Consider the following 14,272-nt stretch of genomic DNA (forward strand, 5'->3'; position numbering starts at 1 on the left):
GTCCATGATAGATCAAATTAGTTACTTGGTTTCTTAGTAATGCTTTTCTTTGTGAAGAAGTTCTGCCAAGCTTTCTATATCCTGCCATTTCTGCTTAACCTCCTTTTTTCCAGATGTTATAATCTATAAGACTTAATTAGTATTACTCATCACTAGGTTTTAGAGATAATCCTAATTCTTTTAATTTCGCCAATACTTCTTCTAAAGATTTACGACCAAGATTACGTACTTTCATCATATCTTCAGATGTTCTATTGGTAAGTTCTTCAACAGTATTGATACCTGCTCTCTTCAAACAGTTATATGAACGAACAGATAATTCTAATTCGTCAATACTCATTTCTAGAACTTTTTCTTTTTCATCATCTTCCTTTTCAACCATTACTTCAGCATTCTTAGCGTTTTCTGATAGGTCGATAAAAAGATTAAGATGTTCGCTAAGTACTTTAGCCGCTAAACTAACAGATTCATCAGGAGATAATGTTCCGTTTGTCCAAACCTCTAAAGTTAATTTATCATAATCAGTAATTTGACCAACACGAGTATTTTCAACTACAAGGTTAACTCTCTCTACAGGTGTGTAAATGGAGTCAACTGGAATAACACCTATTGGTTGATCATCTGATTTATTTTTGTCAGCACTAATGTAGCCTCTACCTTTTGTAATAGTAAGTTCCATAAATAATTTACTGTCAGCTCCACCGCTAAGTGTAGCAATTGGTAAATCAGGGTTTATGATTTCGATATCAGGATCAGCTTGAATATCCGCAGCTGTTACGACACCTTCACCTTCAAACTCTATATATGCCACTTTTGGCTCTGGACTATCACTATTATTCTTTATAGCTAAGTGCTTAAGATTCATAATAACTTCAGTAACATCTTCTTTAACACCTGGTATTGAGGAAAATTCATGCAATACCCCTTCAATCTTAACGCTACTTATAGAAGCACCAGGTAGTGATGACAACATAATTCTACGAAGTGAATTACCTAAAGTAGTTCCGTAACCTCTTTCTAGAGGTTCTATAACAAAACGACCATATCTGTTATCCTCAGTTATTTCAACGATATCTATTTTTGGTTTTTCAAAATCAAACATTCAATGACCCTCCTTTTTCCTTTATTTTACCATAGGATCTATAGTTTTTATAAATACCTTTTTCCTATGTAGACTTGAAGCGCAAGGAGCGCTATGTCCATGCTCTGAGGGTAGTAAACATCAAGTCAATTTTTGTGCACACATTTTACTTGACTTATAAGTTAAATAAATTACTAATATAGATTCTATATACCTATATATTATTATTTTGAATATAACTCGACAATTAGTGTTTCTTCGATATTAGTATCGATTTGTTCTCTAGTTGGAGCAGAAACAACTTTCACTGTCTTGTTTTCTATATCAGCATCTATCCATTCTGGGACAATTCTTGAACTTGTAGTTTCTACAATATCCTTAAATCTTTGGATGCTTAATGATTTTTCTTTAACTTCGATAACATCTCCTGGTCTAACTTGATATGAAGGGATGTTAACTTTTTTACCATTTACTGTAATATGATTATGTCTAACCACTTGTCTTGCTTCAGTTCTTGAACGACCAAGACCAGCTCTATATACAACATTATCTAATCTAGTTTCAAGGATTATAAGTAAATTTTCACCTGTAATACCTTTTCTTTTATCAGCATCTGCAAAGTAATTTCTAAATTGTGTTTCTAAAACACCATAGATTCTTTTTGCTTTCTGTTTTTGTCTTAACTGTAAACCATACTCAGAAATCTTTGTACGTCTTTTACCGTGATCTCCTGGAGCGTAAGGTCTACGATCTATAGCACATTTTCCTGTATAACATCTTTCACCTTTTAAGAATAGTTTTTCACCTTCTCTACGGCAAAGTCTGCATACTGCACCTCTATATCTTGCCATTTTTTATTACACCTCCTAGCCGATTGAATTATACTCTTCTACGTTTTGGTGGACGACAACCATTATGTGGTACTGGTGTCACGTCTTTTATACTTGTAACCTCAAGTCCAGCAGCTTGAAGTGCTCTAATAGCAGCTTCTCTTCCTGAACCTGGTCCTTTAACCATTACTTCAACTATTTTTAAACCATGTATCATTGCTGCTTTTGCAGCAGTGTCAGCTGCCATTTGAGCAGCATATGGTGTAGATTTTCTTGAACCTCTAAATCCAAGTCCTCCAGCACTTGCCCATGAAATTGCATTTCCTTGAGTATCTGTTAACGTAACAATTGTATTATTAAATGTTGATTTGATATGCGCTTGTCCACGTTCGATATGCTTTTTCACACGCTTTTTGGTCCCTCTTTTGGACACTTTCTTTGCCATTAATCAAACCTCCCTTATGGGTTATTTTTTCTTATTAGCTACTGTTCTTTTTGGTCCTTTTCTTGTTCTAGCATTCGTTTTAGTCTTTTGTCCTCTAACAGGAAGACCTCTTCTATGACGAATACCACGATAACATCCTATTTCCATTAAACGTTTGATGTTTAATGCTCTTTCTCTTCTAAGATCCCCTTCAACCAACTGAGAATTATCTATAATCTCACGAATCTTAGCTGATTCGTCGTCTGTCAAGTCTCTTACTCTTGTATCGGGATTAATACCTGCTTCTTTTAATATACGATTAGAGCTTGCTCTACCAATACCATAAATATATGTTAGACCAATTTCTACACGCTTTTCTCTTGGTAAATCAACACCAGCAATACGAGCCATGTGTACTTCACACCTCCGTTTTTTAAGATAAGGAATGAATAATAATCTAATGCGGTGAAATATTAGATAATATTATCCCAACATATTTGTTTCACAATATTAAATGATTTAGTGAGAATCATTTAATGGTCATTTTTTAAATTTGTGTAATAACTTACTAGAACAACACATCCTGGTGAGTCATTACTCAGCCGCTTATATCTTACTTTTTAAAATTATCATTATGACAATTTTAAAAATGTAATTCATAATTAATCATTAGGGTATTTTATAATTTCAACCCTAATTTTGTGCATAATATCACAATTAGTAATTATATACTATCTTAATATTATATGCAATACTTTTTTAGATTTTTAACAAAAGTTATATATATTATACATTGCTGTCATACTTTAACCTCAATGTATAATTTTATAATTTTAAATCTTTTCGTGACGTAGTCACTTTCTATTCCATAAACGTATCACCGTTTTTAGAATCTCAATAAAGAAAATTAAGTTTAATTATACTGATCAACCTTGTTTTTGTTTGTGTTTTGGGTTCTCACAGATAACGCGAACTCGACCTTTTCTTTTAATTATCTTGCATTTTTCACACATAGGTTTTACGGACGCTCTTACTTTCATCTTTTTGCTCCTTCCTAAACAATTGAGTTTTGTTTGGGTACATTTCAAAGTTTAAGATAGCTGTGTTCTGTTAAATTGTTGACCTTATTATAGGTTTTATTCAACTTATATCAAACAATATCAATTGTTGTTTTGCTTATTACTAAAGTTACTCAGGATATTTATATAAATACCTTTATTATTTGTCTCTCCAAATAATTCTTCCCTTAGTTAAATCATATGGAGAAAGTTCAACCGTTACTTTGTCACCAGGCAAGATTCTTATATAGTTCATCCTTAATTTACCACTGATATGAGCTAAGATTTTATGTCCATTCTCAAGCTCAACTTGAAACATAGCATTAGGTAATTTCTCTAATACTGTTCCTTCTACTTCTATTACATCCTTCTTTGACATTATATCAACCTCCTCCACCATTTAACTTTGGTCGTTAACTTTGTAAACAGCTAAATTTCTTCTTATCTCTACATTTGTTACTTTTTTATCTCTAATTAATTTATCTTTTATCTCATGTATTACATGATTTGTCGGTTGTATATGCTTTAGTTTTTTCTGCTTAGGCTTTTCAATTCGTCTTAAATTACCGTCTGCTAAATAAGCATATTCACCTTTTATATTTATTATGACAAATATTTTGTCTTTATCTCTACCGGCCTTCGATTTTACTACTTGACCATATTGTAATTCGTTCATAGTATAACACCTCAGCCTTAAATAGTAAGAAGTTCATAACCATCTTCAGTTATACAGATGGTGTTCTCATAATGAGCTGATAATGACCCATCCATTGTTACAACAGTCCAATTATCATCTAACCATCTAACTTCATACCTTCCAATATTAATCATGGGTTCTACTGCAATTACCATATTCTTTAGAAGCCTCGGACCTCTACCAATTATTTTATAATTTGGAACTTGAGGTTCTTCATGTAGTTTACGTCCAACACCATGTCCAACTAAGTCTCTTACAACTGAATAGCCTCTTTCTTCAACATAGTTCTGTATAGCAGATGAAATCTGGTGTAAATGATTACCTTCCTTAATGATCTTCAATCCTTCAAAAAAGCATTGTTTCGTAACATCAATCAGGTTTCTTGCTTCCTCACTTATCTCACCAACACCATGTGTTCTAGCAGCATCGCCATGAAATCCGTTATAGTAAGCACCAATATCAATACTTATTATATCGCCTTCTTTTAAAATTCTTTTCTTGCTAGGAATACCATGCACAACTTCTTCATTAATGGAAGCACAGATATTAGCTGGATATCCATTATAATCTTTAAAAGACGGAATGGCGTTTTTACTTCTAATAAATTCTTCTGCGGCCTTATCCAGGTCAAATGTAGATATTCCTGGTTTTATCATTGATTCTAGTAATTCATGAGTACCAGCAACTATTTTTCCCGCTTCTCTCATGATTGCTATTTCTTCGTTGGTTTTAATTGTTATTGACATAACTTTACGCTCCTAATATCTCTACAATACTCTTAGTAACATCATCAATGTCAACTGTTCCATCAACAGTTATCAAGATATCTTTTTCTCCATAATATTCTATTAACGGACTAGTTTGTTTGTGATAAATCTCTAATCTCTTGAGTACTGTTTCTTCTTTATCATCATCTCTAAGTACCAGTTCTCTTGTACAGTTATCACAAATATCTTCCTTTTTTGGTGGATTATACTTTATATGATAAGTTGCACCGCAATTTAGACATGCCCTTCTACCAGACATTCTTCTTACAATATTTTCATCAGGCACATCAATATTAATTGCATAATTAATTTTTGTTTTCATAGACATAAGTGCTTTGTCTAAACTCTCAGCTTGAGGTATTGTTCTTGGAAAACCGTCTAAAATAAAGCCTTCTTTACAATCATCTTGTAATAGTCTATCAGCAACTATATCTACAACCAACTCATCTGGAACTAATAAACCTTTGTCTATATATTGCTTGGCTTTTATTCCAAGTTCAGTCTTATTTTTTATATTATCTCTAAATATATCACCTGTTGAAATGTGCGGTATATTATATTTCGCTGCTACCCTTTTTGCCTGTGTTCCTTTGCCAGCACCAGGGGCACCTAACATAATTAATCTCATTTTATAACCTCCAAAGTTATTACTTATATTCGGATTATAGCAATTTAAGATTTAGAATGAAGATAGAATATTATTTCTGGCTTCATTCTTAATCTATTTATTATGCATTTAAAAATCCTTTATAGTGTCTCATAACCATTTGGGATTCAATTTGTTTAATTGTCTCAAGGGCAACACCTACAACGATAATAAGTGAAGTACCACCAAATGTAACATTCATGTTAAATACATTTGAAAGTATAACTGGAAGTAAAGCTATAAGTGCAAGTGCTAAAGCTCCAATTAATACAATTTTATTAAGAACATTTGATAAATAGTCTACAGTTGGTTTTCCTGGTCTAATACCTGGAACAAATCCACCATTCTTCTTCATATTATTAGCAACTTCAATTGGATTAAATATGATTGAAGTATAGAAATATGCAAAGAATAATATGAATACAAAGTAAATAAGCGCTCCTGATATACTAGTAATTTTCAAGAAATTAATAACAGAAGCCCACCATCCACTTGGCTCACCAAAGAACTGAGTTATTGTTCCTGGGAACTGCAATAAGGATGAAGCAAAGATAACTGGGATAACTCCTGCCATATTTACTTTTAACGGAATATGTGTAGATTGACCACCATATACTTTTCTTCCCTGCATTCTCTTGGCGTATTGTACTGGAATTCTTCTTTCGCCTAATTGTATTAATACTACAAATGTAACCATTAATACATATATGATTAATAAGATAATTACAGGGATCAATTTGTTACTTGCTGTAGCAAGTTGATATAATTTCTTGGTTCCAAATGGTAATCTTGATATTATGTTTATGAAGATAATTAAAGAAATACCATTTCCAACACCTTTTACTGTTATTTGCTCTCCAACCCACATTAAGAATGCAGTACCAGCAGTCATTGCAGTTACAGCAATAATTACTGAGAATATATTATAATCATAGAATAAGCTTCTACCAAGACCAATTGAAATTGCAACTGATTGTAGTAGGGCTAATACTATAGTACCGTATCTAGTGATTTTAGCAATTTTCTTACGTCCTTCTTCTCCTTCTTTTTGCATTTCCTCAAGTTTTGGAATAGCAATTGTTAGAAGGTTCATAATGATTGAGGATGTAATGTATGGAGTAATACCCATAGCAAACAATGTCATATCCTTGAACGCACCACCTGAGAATGCATCAAACATGCCAAGTAATCCAGCATCATCTGCATTACCGAACATATTTTGAACAACTGCAGGATTAATTAATGGTATTCTAATATGTGCTCCTATACGTATAGCAAAAAACATTAACATTGTGTAAATTATCTTTTTTCTTAAATCAGGTATTTTAAATGCATCACGAAGTGTTCTAAACATCTAAACCACCTCTGCTTTCCCGCCAGCAGCTTCGATTTTTTCTACTGCTGATTTACTAAATGCATTAGCTTTTACTGTAAGCTTTTTAGTTAAATCGCCGTTTCCTAAAATCTTAACACCATCTTTAGGATTTTTAACAACGCCTTGTTCGATTAAAGTTTCAACAGATACTGTAGTACCTGTTTCAAATCTATTTAAGACATCAACATTAATTCCAACGATTTCTTTTGAATTTCTACAAGTAAAACCTCTTTTTGGAAGTCTTCTATATAATGGCATTTGGCCCCCTTCAAATCCAGGTCTTACGCCACCGCCGGAACGAGACTTTTGTCCGTCTTGTCCTCTTCCTGCAGTTTTACCATTTCCAGAAGCATGTCCTCTTCCTTTTCTATAATTAGATTTTCTTGATCCTTTTGCTGGTTTTAATTCTGTCAAATTCATGCTGTTACACCTCCTTGCTTATTTTAACCCGATTAAATTTCTTCTACTTTTACTAAATGTTGTATAGAATGGACCATACCTCTAATTGCTTTATTATCATTTTGTTCAACAGTTTTATGAAGTTTTGTTAGTCCTAAAGCTTCTACTGTTTTTCTATGTTTAGGAATGGCTCCAATTGTGGATTTAACTAAAGTAATTTTTAATTTATCTGCCATCTTGGTTCCCTCCTATCCTAAAAGCTCTTCAATTGATTTTCCACGAAGTTTTGCTACTTCTTCAGGAGTTTTAAGTCCATCAAGCCCTGCAACAGTAGCAGTTACTACATTATTCTTGTTATTTGAACCTAATGATTTTGTTCTGATATTTTTGATTCCTGCAAGTTCAAGTACGGCACGAGCAGGACCACCAGCTATAACACCTGTTCCTTCTGGTGCTCTTTTCATTAAAACGGAAGCACTTCCAAATTTACCGATGTAATCGTGTGGAATACTACCATTTTCATCTATAGGAACTTCAATAAGTCTTTTTTTAGCGTCGTCGATACCTTTACGAATAGCATCAGGAATTTCAGTTGCTTTACCTACTCCTGCGCCTACATGCCCATTCTCATCTCCGACTACTACTAAAGCTGCAAAACGGAAGTTACGTCCTCCCTTTACAACCTTAGTAACACGTCTTATTGATACTACTTTTTCTTTTAGATCTAGCTTACTAGCATCAATCATTGTACGCTTCATGCTTCTACCTCCTTACTTAGAATTTTAACCCAGCTTCTCTAGCTGAGTCTGCCAATGCTTTTACTTTACCTTGATAAATGTATCCGCCTCTATCGAAAATAACTTCTTTAACACCTTTTTCAACAGCTCTTTTAGCAACAGTTTCTCCAACAAGAGCTGCAGCTTTTACATTATTAGTTTTTTCTAAGTTACTATTAATGTCTTTTTCAACTGTAGAAGCAGCTGCTAAAGTATGACCTGTTAGATCATCAATAACTTGCGCATACATATGTTTGTCACTTCTAAAAACCACTAGACGAGGTCTCTCAGAAGTACCCATTATATTATTACGTATTCTTCTATGCTTCTTAACACGCACTTTAGTTCGTGATGTTTTCTTTATCATGGATTTCACCCCTTTACTATTTTACTATTTACCAGTTTCTTTACGTCTGATTACTTCATCAGCGTACTTAATTCCTTTGCCTTTGTATGGCTCAGGTGGTCTCTTAAATCTTATTTCCGCTGCGTATTGACCTACTCTTGCTTTGTCAATTCCTTTTACGATAATAACATTTTGTCCTTCTACTACTGCTTCAAGACCTTCTGGATCTTCCATTTCTACTGGATGTGAATATCCTAAAGATAATACTAATTTTTTACCTTGCTTTTGTGCTCTATATCCAACACCATTGATTTCTAATTTTTTCTCGTAACCTTTAGTTACTCCTTCAATCATGTTCGCAACAAGAGTTCTAGTCAAACCGTGTAATGATTTCATTTTCTTTAAATCATTTGGTCTATTTACTACCACTTGGTTTTCCTCTTTAGAAATTAACATTTCTTTTGGTAATTGTTGTTCTAAAGTACCTTTTGACCCTTTAACAGTTATAAAGTTGCTTTCTGTTACATTAACTTCTACTCCTGCTGGGATTTCTACAGGTAATCTACCAATACGTGACATGCTTGCACCTCCTCGGATTAAATACCTTTGCAATTTTGCAAAGCTTCATCCATTATATTTTATTTTTTATGTCTATTTTTTTCAAGAGTAGTAATTACCATATAAAAGCAATTACTTCTCCACCAACATTTTGTTTTCTAGCTTCTCTGTCAGTTATGATACCTTTATTAGTTGAGATGATAGCAGTTCCAAGTCCACCTAATACTTTTGGCAGCTCATCTTTACCTGCATATACTCTAAGTCCAGGTTTAGATATTTTCTTGATTCCAGCTATTACCTTTTCATTTTTATCTTTACCGTATTTCATTTCTACACGGATAGTTTTGATTAAACCATCTTCTATTAATTTATATCCTTTAATGTACCCTTCATTTACCAAAATGTCAGCAACAGCTTGCTTCATTTTTGAAGCAGGTACATCTACAAAATCATGTTTAGCAGTATTTCCGTTACGGATTCTTGTTAACATATCTGCAATTGGATCGCTCATTGTCATAATTTGTGGCCTCCTTCCTATTACTAAATCTTACCAACTAGCTTTTTTAACACCTGGGATTTGTCCTTTATACGCTAATTCACGGAAACAGATTCTACATATTCCATATTTTCTTAAATATCCGTGAGGTCTTCCACATATTCTACAACGGTTATAAGCTCTTGATGAAAACTTTGGCTTAAGTTGTTGTTTAATTTTCATTGATGTTTTTGCCATTTAATCGATTCCCTCCTTATTATTTTTTAAAAGGCATTCCGAATAATGTTAATAATTCACGAGCTTCTTCATCAGTCTTAGCTGTAGTAACGAAGATAATATCCATACCTCTAACTTTATCAACTTTATCATATTCGATCTCAGGAAAGATTAATTGCTCTTTAATACCTAAAGCGTAGTTACCTCTACCATCAAATGCGTTAGGATTAACACCTCTAAAGTCTCTAACTCTTGGTAGGGCTAAGTTAATTAGACGATCAGCAAAATCATACATTCTGCTACCTCTAAGTGTAACTTTACATCCTATAGGCATACCTTCTCTTACTTTGAAAGCTGCAACAGATTTCTTTGCTTTTGTTATTATAGGTTTTTGTCCAGCGATTATTGTTAAATCACTAACAGCAGAATCTAGAATCTTACGATTCTCTTTAGCTTCTCCAACGCCCATATTAATAACTATTTTTTCAATTTTTGGTACAGCCATTTTATTTTTATAGTTAAATTTTTTCATCATAGCATCTACAATTTCATTATTGTAAACCTCTTTTATTCTACTCAAGCTAGTTAGCCTCCTCTCTACTATTAATCTATAACTTCACCTGTTGATTTAGCTACTCTATATCTAACATTCTTAGTACGTCCATTTCTGTCTTCTTTTACTACTTTAACACCTAATCTTGTAGTTTTTCCTTTATGAACATACATTACTTTTGAAGCGTTTAATGCTGATTCTTGGTGAACGATTCCACCTTGTTGATTAGCAGCACTTGGTTTTGTATGTTTTGTAACCATGTTAACGCCTTCAACAATTACTTTTCCATTTTTTCTATCTACAGTTAAAATCTTTCCTTCTTTTCCTTTGTCTTTTCCAGAAATAACTTTAACAGTATCACCTGATTTAAGTCTTGTTTTATACACTTATTACACCTCCCTATAATACTTCTGGTGCTAATGATAGGATTTTCATGTATTTTTTCTCTCTTAACTCTCTAGCAACAGGTCCAAAAATACGAGTTCCTTTTGGTGTCTTATCATCTTTGATTATAACCGCTGCGTTTTGGTCAAATTTGATATAAGATCCGTCTTTACGACGTGCACCTTTTTTAGTTCTAACTACTACAGCTTTTACTACTTCACCTTTTTTTACAACGCCACCTGGTGTTGCATCTTTAACAGTAGCAACTATAACATCTCCAATGTTTGCATATCTCCTAGTTGATCCGCCTAATACTCTTATGCAAAGGATTTCTTTTGCACCTGTATTATCTGCAACTTTCAGTCTGGATTCTTGTTGGATCATTAGATGAACCTCCTTTCAGCAAATACAAAGCTTATTTTGCTTTTTCTACTATTTCTACTAATCTCCATCTTTTATCTTTTGATAATGGTCTTGTTTCCATAACACGTACTCTATCGCCAATGCCACATTCATTTTTTTCATCATGGGCTTTTAATTTGTAAGTTCTTTTTACAACTTTTCCATATAATGGATGCTTTACATTATTTTCAACAGCTACAACAACTGTTTTATCCATTTTATCACTAACTACTCTACCTGTACGAACTTTACGTAGATTTCTTTCAGCCACTTGAATTCCTCCTTCCAAGGTTACTTAGCAACCTTTAATTGCTCAGTTATAATTGTTTGAATTCTAGCTATATTTTTTCTAACCTCTTTAATTCTACCTGTATTATCTAATTGGTTAGTCGCATTTTGAAATCTTAGGTTAAATAATTCTTTCTTTGCAGTAACTAAATCTTCATTAAGTTCTGCAGCAGATTTATTTCTTAATTCTTCAATATATTTAGTTGACTTCACAATTATCACCGCCTTCTAGCTCTGCACGAGAATAAACTTTACATTTACAAGGTAACTTGTGCATAGCAAGTCTTAATGCTTCTCTAGCTATTTCTTCTTCTACTCCAGCAATTTCAAACATTACACGGCCTGGCTTTACTACTGCTACCCAGTACTCAGGTGATCCTTTTCCTTTACCCATTCTTGTTTCAGCAGGTTTTGCTGTAACTGGTTTGTCAGGGAAAATTTTAATCCAAACTTTACCACCACGTTTGATGTAACGAGTCATAGCAACACGGGCAGCTTCTATTTGATTGGATTTTATCCAGCAAGGCTCTAATGCAACAATACCATATTCACCGTAATTGATTTTGTTTCCTCTTAACGCTTTACCTTTCATGTTACCACGAAATTGTTTACGGCGTTTAACTCTCTTTGGAATTAACATTACTTCCCTCTCCCTTCTCTCTTAGTAACTTGACCAGGAAGAACTTCGCCATTATAAATATATATTTTTACACCGATTTTTCCATAAATAGTATTTGCTTCAGCAAACCCATAATCTATATCTGCACGAAGTGTCTGTAGAGGAATTGTTCCCTCATTATATGATTCTGTACGAGCCATTTCTGCTCCGCCTAAACGCCCTGAACAAATAGCTTTAATACCTTTTGCTCCTGCCTTCATTGTTCTTCCCATTGATTGTTTCATAGCTCTACGGAAAGATACACGATTTTCAAGTTGAAGTGCAATGTTTTCAGCAACTAATTGAGCATTTTTTTCTGGTCTTTTTACTTCAACGATATTCACGATGACTTTACTAGCAGTCATTTTTTGTAACTCAGTTCTTAATTTTTCAATTGATGAACCGCCTTTACCAATAACAATACCAGGTTTAGCAGTGTGAATGTTAATTTTAACTCTTTCTGATGCTCTTTCAATTTCTATTCTAGATACACCAGCTGAATACAATTTATTTTTAATATATGTTCTTAATTTATTGTCTTCTATTAGAAGGTCTGCAAAATCCTTTTCTGCGTACCACTTTGCATCCCAGTCTTTAATAATTCCGACTCTTAATCCATGTGGGTTGACTTTTTGTCCCATTCTTTCCCTCCTTATCTATCTTTCGTTAAGAATGATTGTGATATGACTAGATTTCTTTTCTATTCTATACGCTCTACCTTGTGCTCTTGGTCTTATTCTCTTCATTGTAGGTCCTTTGTTAGCAAAAGCTTCTTCAACGTATAAGTTAGCTGGATCTAATCCATTATTATTCTCAGCATTAGCAATAGCTGATTTTAAAACTTTCTCTATAATTCTAGCACCGTTTCTAGGTGTGTAATTTAATATACCTACGGCTGCACCTACATCTTTTCCTTTAATTGTATCAAGTACAATTTTAGCTTTTGTTGGTGAAACTCTAGCATAGGATACCTTTGCTTTAGGTCTAGTATCTTTGTTAGCATTTCTTTCTCTTTTTATCTGACTTCTATGCCCTTTAGCCATTATAAATTAGCCTCCTTCCATACTGCATTTACCGATTTAACGTACTTTTGATTTCTTTTCGTCTTTTCCGTGGCCTCTATAAGTTCTTGTTAGCACGAATTCTCCTAATTTATGTCCTACCATATCTTCGCTTATATAAACAGGTACATGTCTTCTTCCATCATGAACTGCAATAGTATGACCTAGCATTTCAGGGAAAATAGTGGAACGTCTTGACCATGTTTTAATAACTTGTTTATCGCCTTTTTCATTTAATACTCTTACTTTTTTTAGTAAGTGCTCATCTGCGAAAGGTCCTTTTTTAAGTGAACGAGCCATTAATTCAAACCTCCTTTTAGTGGTTATTATTTATTACTTGAACGTTTTCTTATGATATATTTATTAGAATGTTTATTTTTCTTTCTAGTTTTGTAACCAAGTGCTGGTTTACCCCAAGGTGTCATTGGACTTGGACGACCAACAGGTGCTCTACCTTCTCCACCACCATGTGGATGGTCATTAGGGTTCATAACAGAACCACGAACTGTAGGGCGGATACCCATATGACGTTTACGTCCAGCTTTACCAACTGTAATAAGTTCATGATCGATATTTCCAACTTGACCGATTGTAGCTTTACAAAGGATTGGAACTAATCTCATTTCTCCAGATGGTAATCTAAGTGTTGCATATTTACCTTCTTTTGCCATAAGTTGAGCTACATTACCAGCTGAACGAACTAACTGTCCACCTTTACCTGGTTTTAACTCGATGTTGTGAATACTAGAACCTACTGGAATATCTTTAAGTTGTAATGCATTTCCAATTCTGATTTCAGCTTCTGATCCACTCATTACTTTGTTTCCCACTTTTAAGCCGTTTGGTGAAAGAATATATCTTTTTTCTCCATCAACATATTGTACTAATGCAATATTCGCTGAACGGTTTGGATCATATTCAATAGCTACTACTTTACCTGGAACACCATCTTTATTTCTTTTAAAATCTATCATTCTATATTTAATCTTAGACCCGCCACCACGGTGTCTTACTGTAATCTTACCTTGATTATTACGTCCAGAATGTTTTTTTAGACTTGCTACTAATGATTTCTCAGGAGTTTTTTTAGTAATCTCCTCAAAAGTAGAACCTGTCATATGTCTTCTGGAAGGTGTATAAGGGTTATATTTTTTAATACCCATGAATTGCACTCCTTTCAAAAGTATATTGACACACGCTACCGTGTGTATCTTTTAACTATCTAACTACTAGTCGTTTATACTTTAATTATATTGT

Annotated in this window: 27 protein-coding genes; all 27 read right to left on the reverse strand. The window is 33.5% G+C overall.

All coding sequences use genetic code 11. The features are described 5' to 3' along the window. Positions 1-142: 142 nt before the first annotated feature. The 27 genes from AACQ14_RS12490 to rplB all read right to left on the reverse strand — a co-directional run bounded on the left by AACQ14_RS12490 (position 143) and on the right by rplB (position 14,178). Positions 143-1,102, reverse strand: a complete 960-nt coding sequence (locus tag AACQ14_RS12490) for a DNA-directed RNA polymerase subunit alpha (protein ID WP_339363927.1) — start codon at positions 1,100-1,102, stop codon at positions 143-145. A 203-nt stretch (positions 1,103-1,305) separates the two neighbouring features. Then, on the reverse strand, positions 1,306-1,932 hold the full coding sequence (gene rpsD / locus AACQ14_RS12495) for a 30S ribosomal protein S4 (RefSeq protein ID WP_339363928.1): 627 nt from the start codon (positions 1,930-1,932) through the stop codon (positions 1,306-1,308). Positions 1,933-1,960: 28 nt separating this feature from the next. Next, positions 1,961-2,356: a 30S ribosomal protein S11 gene (gene rpsK / locus AACQ14_RS12500; protein WP_113672512.1), complete on the reverse strand. Its 396-nt coding sequence runs from the start codon at positions 2,354-2,356 to the stop codon at positions 1,961-1,963. A gap of 21 nt (positions 2,357-2,377) precedes the next feature. Next, positions 2,378-2,746 carry a 30S ribosomal protein S13 gene (gene rpsM / locus AACQ14_RS12505; RefSeq protein ID WP_113672513.1) on the reverse strand — a complete coding sequence of 123 codons (369 nt, stop codon included), beginning with the start codon at positions 2,744-2,746 and terminating at the stop codon, positions 2,378-2,380. Between the two features lie 515 nt (positions 2,747-3,261). Continuing rightward, a complete protein-coding gene (rpmJ, locus tag AACQ14_RS12510) occupies positions 3,262-3,375 on the reverse strand; it encodes a 50S ribosomal protein L36 (protein WP_113672514.1) in 114 nt (37 codons plus the stop codon). A 178-nt stretch (positions 3,376-3,553) separates the two neighbouring features. Then, positions 3,554-3,772, reverse strand: coding sequence for a translation initiation factor IF-1 (gene infA / locus AACQ14_RS12515; protein ID WP_113672515.1), 219 nt, complete (start codon positions 3,770-3,772; stop codon positions 3,554-3,556). A 21-nt stretch (positions 3,773-3,793) separates the two neighbouring features. Beyond that, a complete protein-coding gene (locus AACQ14_RS12520; protein WP_113672516.1) occupies positions 3,794-4,069 on the reverse strand; it encodes a KOW domain-containing RNA-binding protein in 276 nt (91 codons plus the stop codon). Positions 4,070-4,086: 17 nt separating this feature from the next. Beyond that, positions 4,087-4,836, reverse strand: a complete 750-nt coding sequence (gene map, locus AACQ14_RS12525) for a type I methionyl aminopeptidase (protein WP_113672517.1) — start codon at positions 4,834-4,836, stop codon at positions 4,087-4,089. Positions 4,837-4,840: 4 nt separating this feature from the next. Beyond that, positions 4,841-5,485: an adenylate kinase gene (locus AACQ14_RS12530; RefSeq protein ID WP_113672518.1), complete on the reverse strand. Its 645-nt coding sequence runs from the start codon at positions 5,483-5,485 to the stop codon at positions 4,841-4,843. Between the two features lie 100 nt (positions 5,486-5,585). Next, positions 5,586-6,857, reverse strand: a complete 1,272-nt coding sequence (secY, locus tag AACQ14_RS12535; protein ID WP_339363930.1) for a preprotein translocase subunit SecY — start codon at positions 6,855-6,857, stop codon at positions 5,586-5,588. Continuing rightward, entirely contained in the window at positions 6,858-7,298 is a 441-nt protein-coding gene (gene rplO / locus AACQ14_RS12540; RefSeq protein WP_339363931.1) for a 50S ribosomal protein L15, read from the reverse strand. Between the two features lie 32 nt (positions 7,299-7,330). Beyond that, positions 7,331-7,513 (reverse strand): 50S ribosomal protein L30, encoded by a 183-nt coding sequence (rpmD, locus tag AACQ14_RS12545; RefSeq protein ID WP_339363932.1) that lies wholly within the window; start codon positions 7,511-7,513, stop codon positions 7,331-7,333. 12 nt (positions 7,514-7,525) lie between these two features. Further along, entirely contained in the window at positions 7,526-8,035 is a 510-nt protein-coding gene (rpsE, locus tag AACQ14_RS12550) for a 30S ribosomal protein S5 (RefSeq protein WP_113672522.1), read from the reverse strand. A gap of 16 nt (positions 8,036-8,051) precedes the next feature. After that, the gene (gene rplR / locus AACQ14_RS12555; RefSeq protein ID WP_339363933.1) at positions 8,052-8,420 is read right to left on the reverse strand and encodes a 50S ribosomal protein L18; all 369 of its coding nucleotides are present in this window, start codon (positions 8,418-8,420) and stop codon (positions 8,052-8,054) included. A gap of 24 nt (positions 8,421-8,444) precedes the next feature. Further along, positions 8,445-8,978 (reverse strand): 50S ribosomal protein L6, encoded by a 534-nt coding sequence (gene rplF / locus AACQ14_RS12560; RefSeq protein ID WP_339363934.1) that lies wholly within the window; start codon positions 8,976-8,978, stop codon positions 8,445-8,447. 94 nt (positions 8,979-9,072) lie between these two features. After that, entirely contained in the window at positions 9,073-9,474 is a 402-nt protein-coding gene (gene rpsH / locus AACQ14_RS12565) for a 30S ribosomal protein S8 (RefSeq protein WP_339363935.1), read from the reverse strand. A 30-nt stretch (positions 9,475-9,504) separates the two neighbouring features. Beyond that, positions 9,505-9,690, reverse strand: coding sequence for a type Z 30S ribosomal protein S14 (locus tag AACQ14_RS12570; protein WP_113672526.1), 186 nt, complete (start codon positions 9,688-9,690; stop codon positions 9,505-9,507). 19 nt (positions 9,691-9,709) lie between these two features. Next, a complete protein-coding gene (rplE, locus tag AACQ14_RS12575; protein ID WP_113672527.1) occupies positions 9,710-10,249 on the reverse strand; it encodes a 50S ribosomal protein L5 in 540 nt (179 codons plus the stop codon). Positions 10,250-10,272: 23 nt separating this feature from the next. Further along, positions 10,273-10,608, reverse strand: coding sequence for a 50S ribosomal protein L24 (gene rplX / locus AACQ14_RS12580; RefSeq protein ID WP_339363937.1), 336 nt, complete (start codon positions 10,606-10,608; stop codon positions 10,273-10,275). Between the two features lie 13 nt (positions 10,609-10,621). Next, a complete protein-coding gene (rplN, locus tag AACQ14_RS12585) occupies positions 10,622-10,990 on the reverse strand; it encodes a 50S ribosomal protein L14 (protein WP_113672529.1) in 369 nt (122 codons plus the stop codon). Positions 10,991-11,021: 31 nt separating this feature from the next. Beyond that, positions 11,022-11,279 carry a 30S ribosomal protein S17 gene (rpsQ, locus tag AACQ14_RS12590; protein ID WP_339363938.1) on the reverse strand — a complete coding sequence of 86 codons (258 nt, stop codon included), beginning with the start codon at positions 11,277-11,279 and terminating at the stop codon, positions 11,022-11,024. A 20-nt stretch (positions 11,280-11,299) separates the two neighbouring features. Further along, on the reverse strand, positions 11,300-11,509 hold the full coding sequence (gene rpmC, locus AACQ14_RS12595) for a 50S ribosomal protein L29 (RefSeq protein ID WP_339363939.1): 210 nt from the start codon (positions 11,507-11,509) through the stop codon (positions 11,300-11,302). Then, complete coding sequence (gene rplP, locus AACQ14_RS12600; RefSeq protein WP_339363940.1) at positions 11,496-11,936, reverse strand: 50S ribosomal protein L16; 441 nt, start codon at positions 11,934-11,936, stop codon at positions 11,496-11,498. Before rplP ends, rpmC begins: the two co-directional genes overlap by 14 nt. Next, a complete protein-coding gene (gene rpsC / locus AACQ14_RS12605; RefSeq protein WP_339363941.1) occupies positions 11,936-12,595 on the reverse strand; it encodes a 30S ribosomal protein S3 in 660 nt (219 codons plus the stop codon). Before rpsC ends, rplP begins: the two co-directional genes overlap by 1 nt. A 15-nt stretch (positions 12,596-12,610) precedes the next feature. Next, a complete protein-coding gene (gene rplV / locus AACQ14_RS12610; RefSeq protein WP_293754056.1) occupies positions 12,611-12,997 on the reverse strand; it encodes a 50S ribosomal protein L22 in 387 nt (128 codons plus the stop codon). Positions 12,998-13,033: 36 nt separating this feature from the next. Then, positions 13,034-13,315: a 30S ribosomal protein S19 gene (gene rpsS / locus AACQ14_RS12615; protein ID WP_113672535.1), complete on the reverse strand. Its 282-nt coding sequence runs from the start codon at positions 13,313-13,315 to the stop codon at positions 13,034-13,036. 26 nt (positions 13,316-13,341) lie between these two features. Beyond that, the gene (rplB, locus tag AACQ14_RS12620) at positions 13,342-14,178 is read right to left on the reverse strand and encodes a 50S ribosomal protein L2 (protein WP_339363942.1); all 837 of its coding nucleotides are present in this window, start codon (positions 14,176-14,178) and stop codon (positions 13,342-13,344) included. Between the last annotated feature and the right edge of the window lie 94 nt (positions 14,179-14,272).

Source organism: Vallitalea maricola (assembly GCF_036985595.1).
Taxonomy (GTDB): domain Bacteria; phylum Bacillota; class Clostridia; order Lachnospirales; family Vallitaleaceae; genus Vallitalea; species Vallitalea maricola.

What these genes read in the sequence shown, in the direction of transcription:
- AACQ14_RS12490 (WP_339363927.1), bottom strand. Translation starts at nt 1,102, where the DNA reads ATGTTTGATTTTGAAAAACCAAAAATAGATATCGTTGAAATAACTGAG.
- rpsD (WP_339363928.1), bottom strand. Translation starts at nt 1,932, where the DNA reads ATGGCAAGATATAGAGGTGCAGTATGCAGACTTTGCCGTAGAGAAGGT.
- rpsK (WP_113672512.1), bottom strand. Translation starts at nt 2,356, where the DNA reads ATGGCAAAGAAAGTGTCCAAAAGAGGGACCAAAAAGCGTGTGAAAAAG.
- rpsM (WP_113672513.1), bottom strand. Translation starts at nt 2,746, where the DNA reads ATGGCTCGTATTGCTGGTGTTGATTTACCAAGAGAAAAGCGTGTAGAA.
- rpmJ (WP_113672514.1), bottom strand. Translation starts at nt 3,375, where the DNA reads ATGAAAGTAAGAGCGTCCGTAAAACCTATGTGTGAAAAATGCAAGATA.
- infA (WP_113672515.1), bottom strand. Translation starts at nt 3,772, where the DNA reads ATGTCAAAGAAGGATGTAATAGAAGTAGAAGGAACAGTATTAGAGAAA.
- AACQ14_RS12520 (WP_113672516.1), bottom strand. Translation starts at nt 4,069, where the DNA reads ATGAACGAATTACAATATGGTCAAGTAGTAAAATCGAAGGCCGGTAGA.
- map (WP_113672517.1), bottom strand. Translation starts at nt 4,836, where the DNA reads ATGTCAATAACAATTAAAACCAACGAAGAAATAGCAATCATGAGAGAA.
- AACQ14_RS12530 (WP_113672518.1), bottom strand. Translation starts at nt 5,485, where the DNA reads ATGAGATTAATTATGTTAGGTGCCCCTGGTGCTGGCAAAGGAACACAG.
- secY (WP_339363930.1), bottom strand. Translation starts at nt 6,857, where the DNA reads ATGTTTAGAACACTTCGTGATGCATTTAAAATACCTGATTTAAGAAAA.
- rplO (WP_339363931.1), bottom strand. Translation starts at nt 7,298, where the DNA reads ATGAATTTGACAGAATTAAAACCAGCAAAAGGATCAAGAAAATCTAAT.
- rpmD (WP_339363932.1), bottom strand. Translation starts at nt 7,513, where the DNA reads ATGGCAGATAAATTAAAAATTACTTTAGTTAAATCCACAATTGGAGCC.
- rpsE (WP_113672522.1), bottom strand. Translation starts at nt 8,035, where the DNA reads ATGAAGCGTACAATGATTGATGCTAGTAAGCTAGATCTAAAAGAAAAA.
- rplR (WP_339363933.1), bottom strand. Translation starts at nt 8,420, where the DNA reads ATGATAAAGAAAACATCACGAACTAAAGTGCGTGTTAAGAAGCATAGA.
- rplF (WP_339363934.1), bottom strand. Translation starts at nt 8,978, where the DNA reads ATGTCACGTATTGGTAGATTACCTGTAGAAATCCCAGCAGGAGTAGAA.
- rpsH (WP_339363935.1), bottom strand. Translation starts at nt 9,474, where the DNA reads ATGACAATGAGCGATCCAATTGCAGATATGTTAACAAGAATCCGTAAC.
- AACQ14_RS12570 (WP_113672526.1), bottom strand. Translation starts at nt 9,690, where the DNA reads ATGGCAAAAACATCAATGAAAATTAAACAACAACTTAAGCCAAAGTTT.
- rplN (WP_113672529.1), bottom strand. Translation starts at nt 10,990, where the DNA reads ATGATCCAACAAGAATCCAGACTGAAAGTTGCAGATAATACAGGTGCA.
- rplP (WP_339363940.1), bottom strand. Translation starts at nt 11,936, where the DNA reads ATGTTAATTCCAAAGAGAGTTAAACGCCGTAAACAATTTCGTGGTAAC.
- rpsC (WP_339363941.1), bottom strand. Translation starts at nt 12,595, where the DNA reads ATGGGACAAAAAGTCAACCCACATGGATTAAGAGTCGGAATTATTAAA.
- rplV (WP_293754056.1), bottom strand. Translation starts at nt 12,997, where the DNA reads ATGGCTAAAGGGCATAGAAGTCAGATAAAAAGAGAAAGAAATGCTAAC.
- rpsS (WP_113672535.1), bottom strand. Translation starts at nt 13,315, where the DNA reads ATGGCTCGTTCACTTAAAAAAGGACCTTTCGCAGATGAGCACTTACTA.
- rplB (WP_339363942.1), bottom strand. Translation starts at nt 14,178, where the DNA reads ATGGGTATTAAAAAATATAACCCTTATACACCTTCCAGAAGACATATG.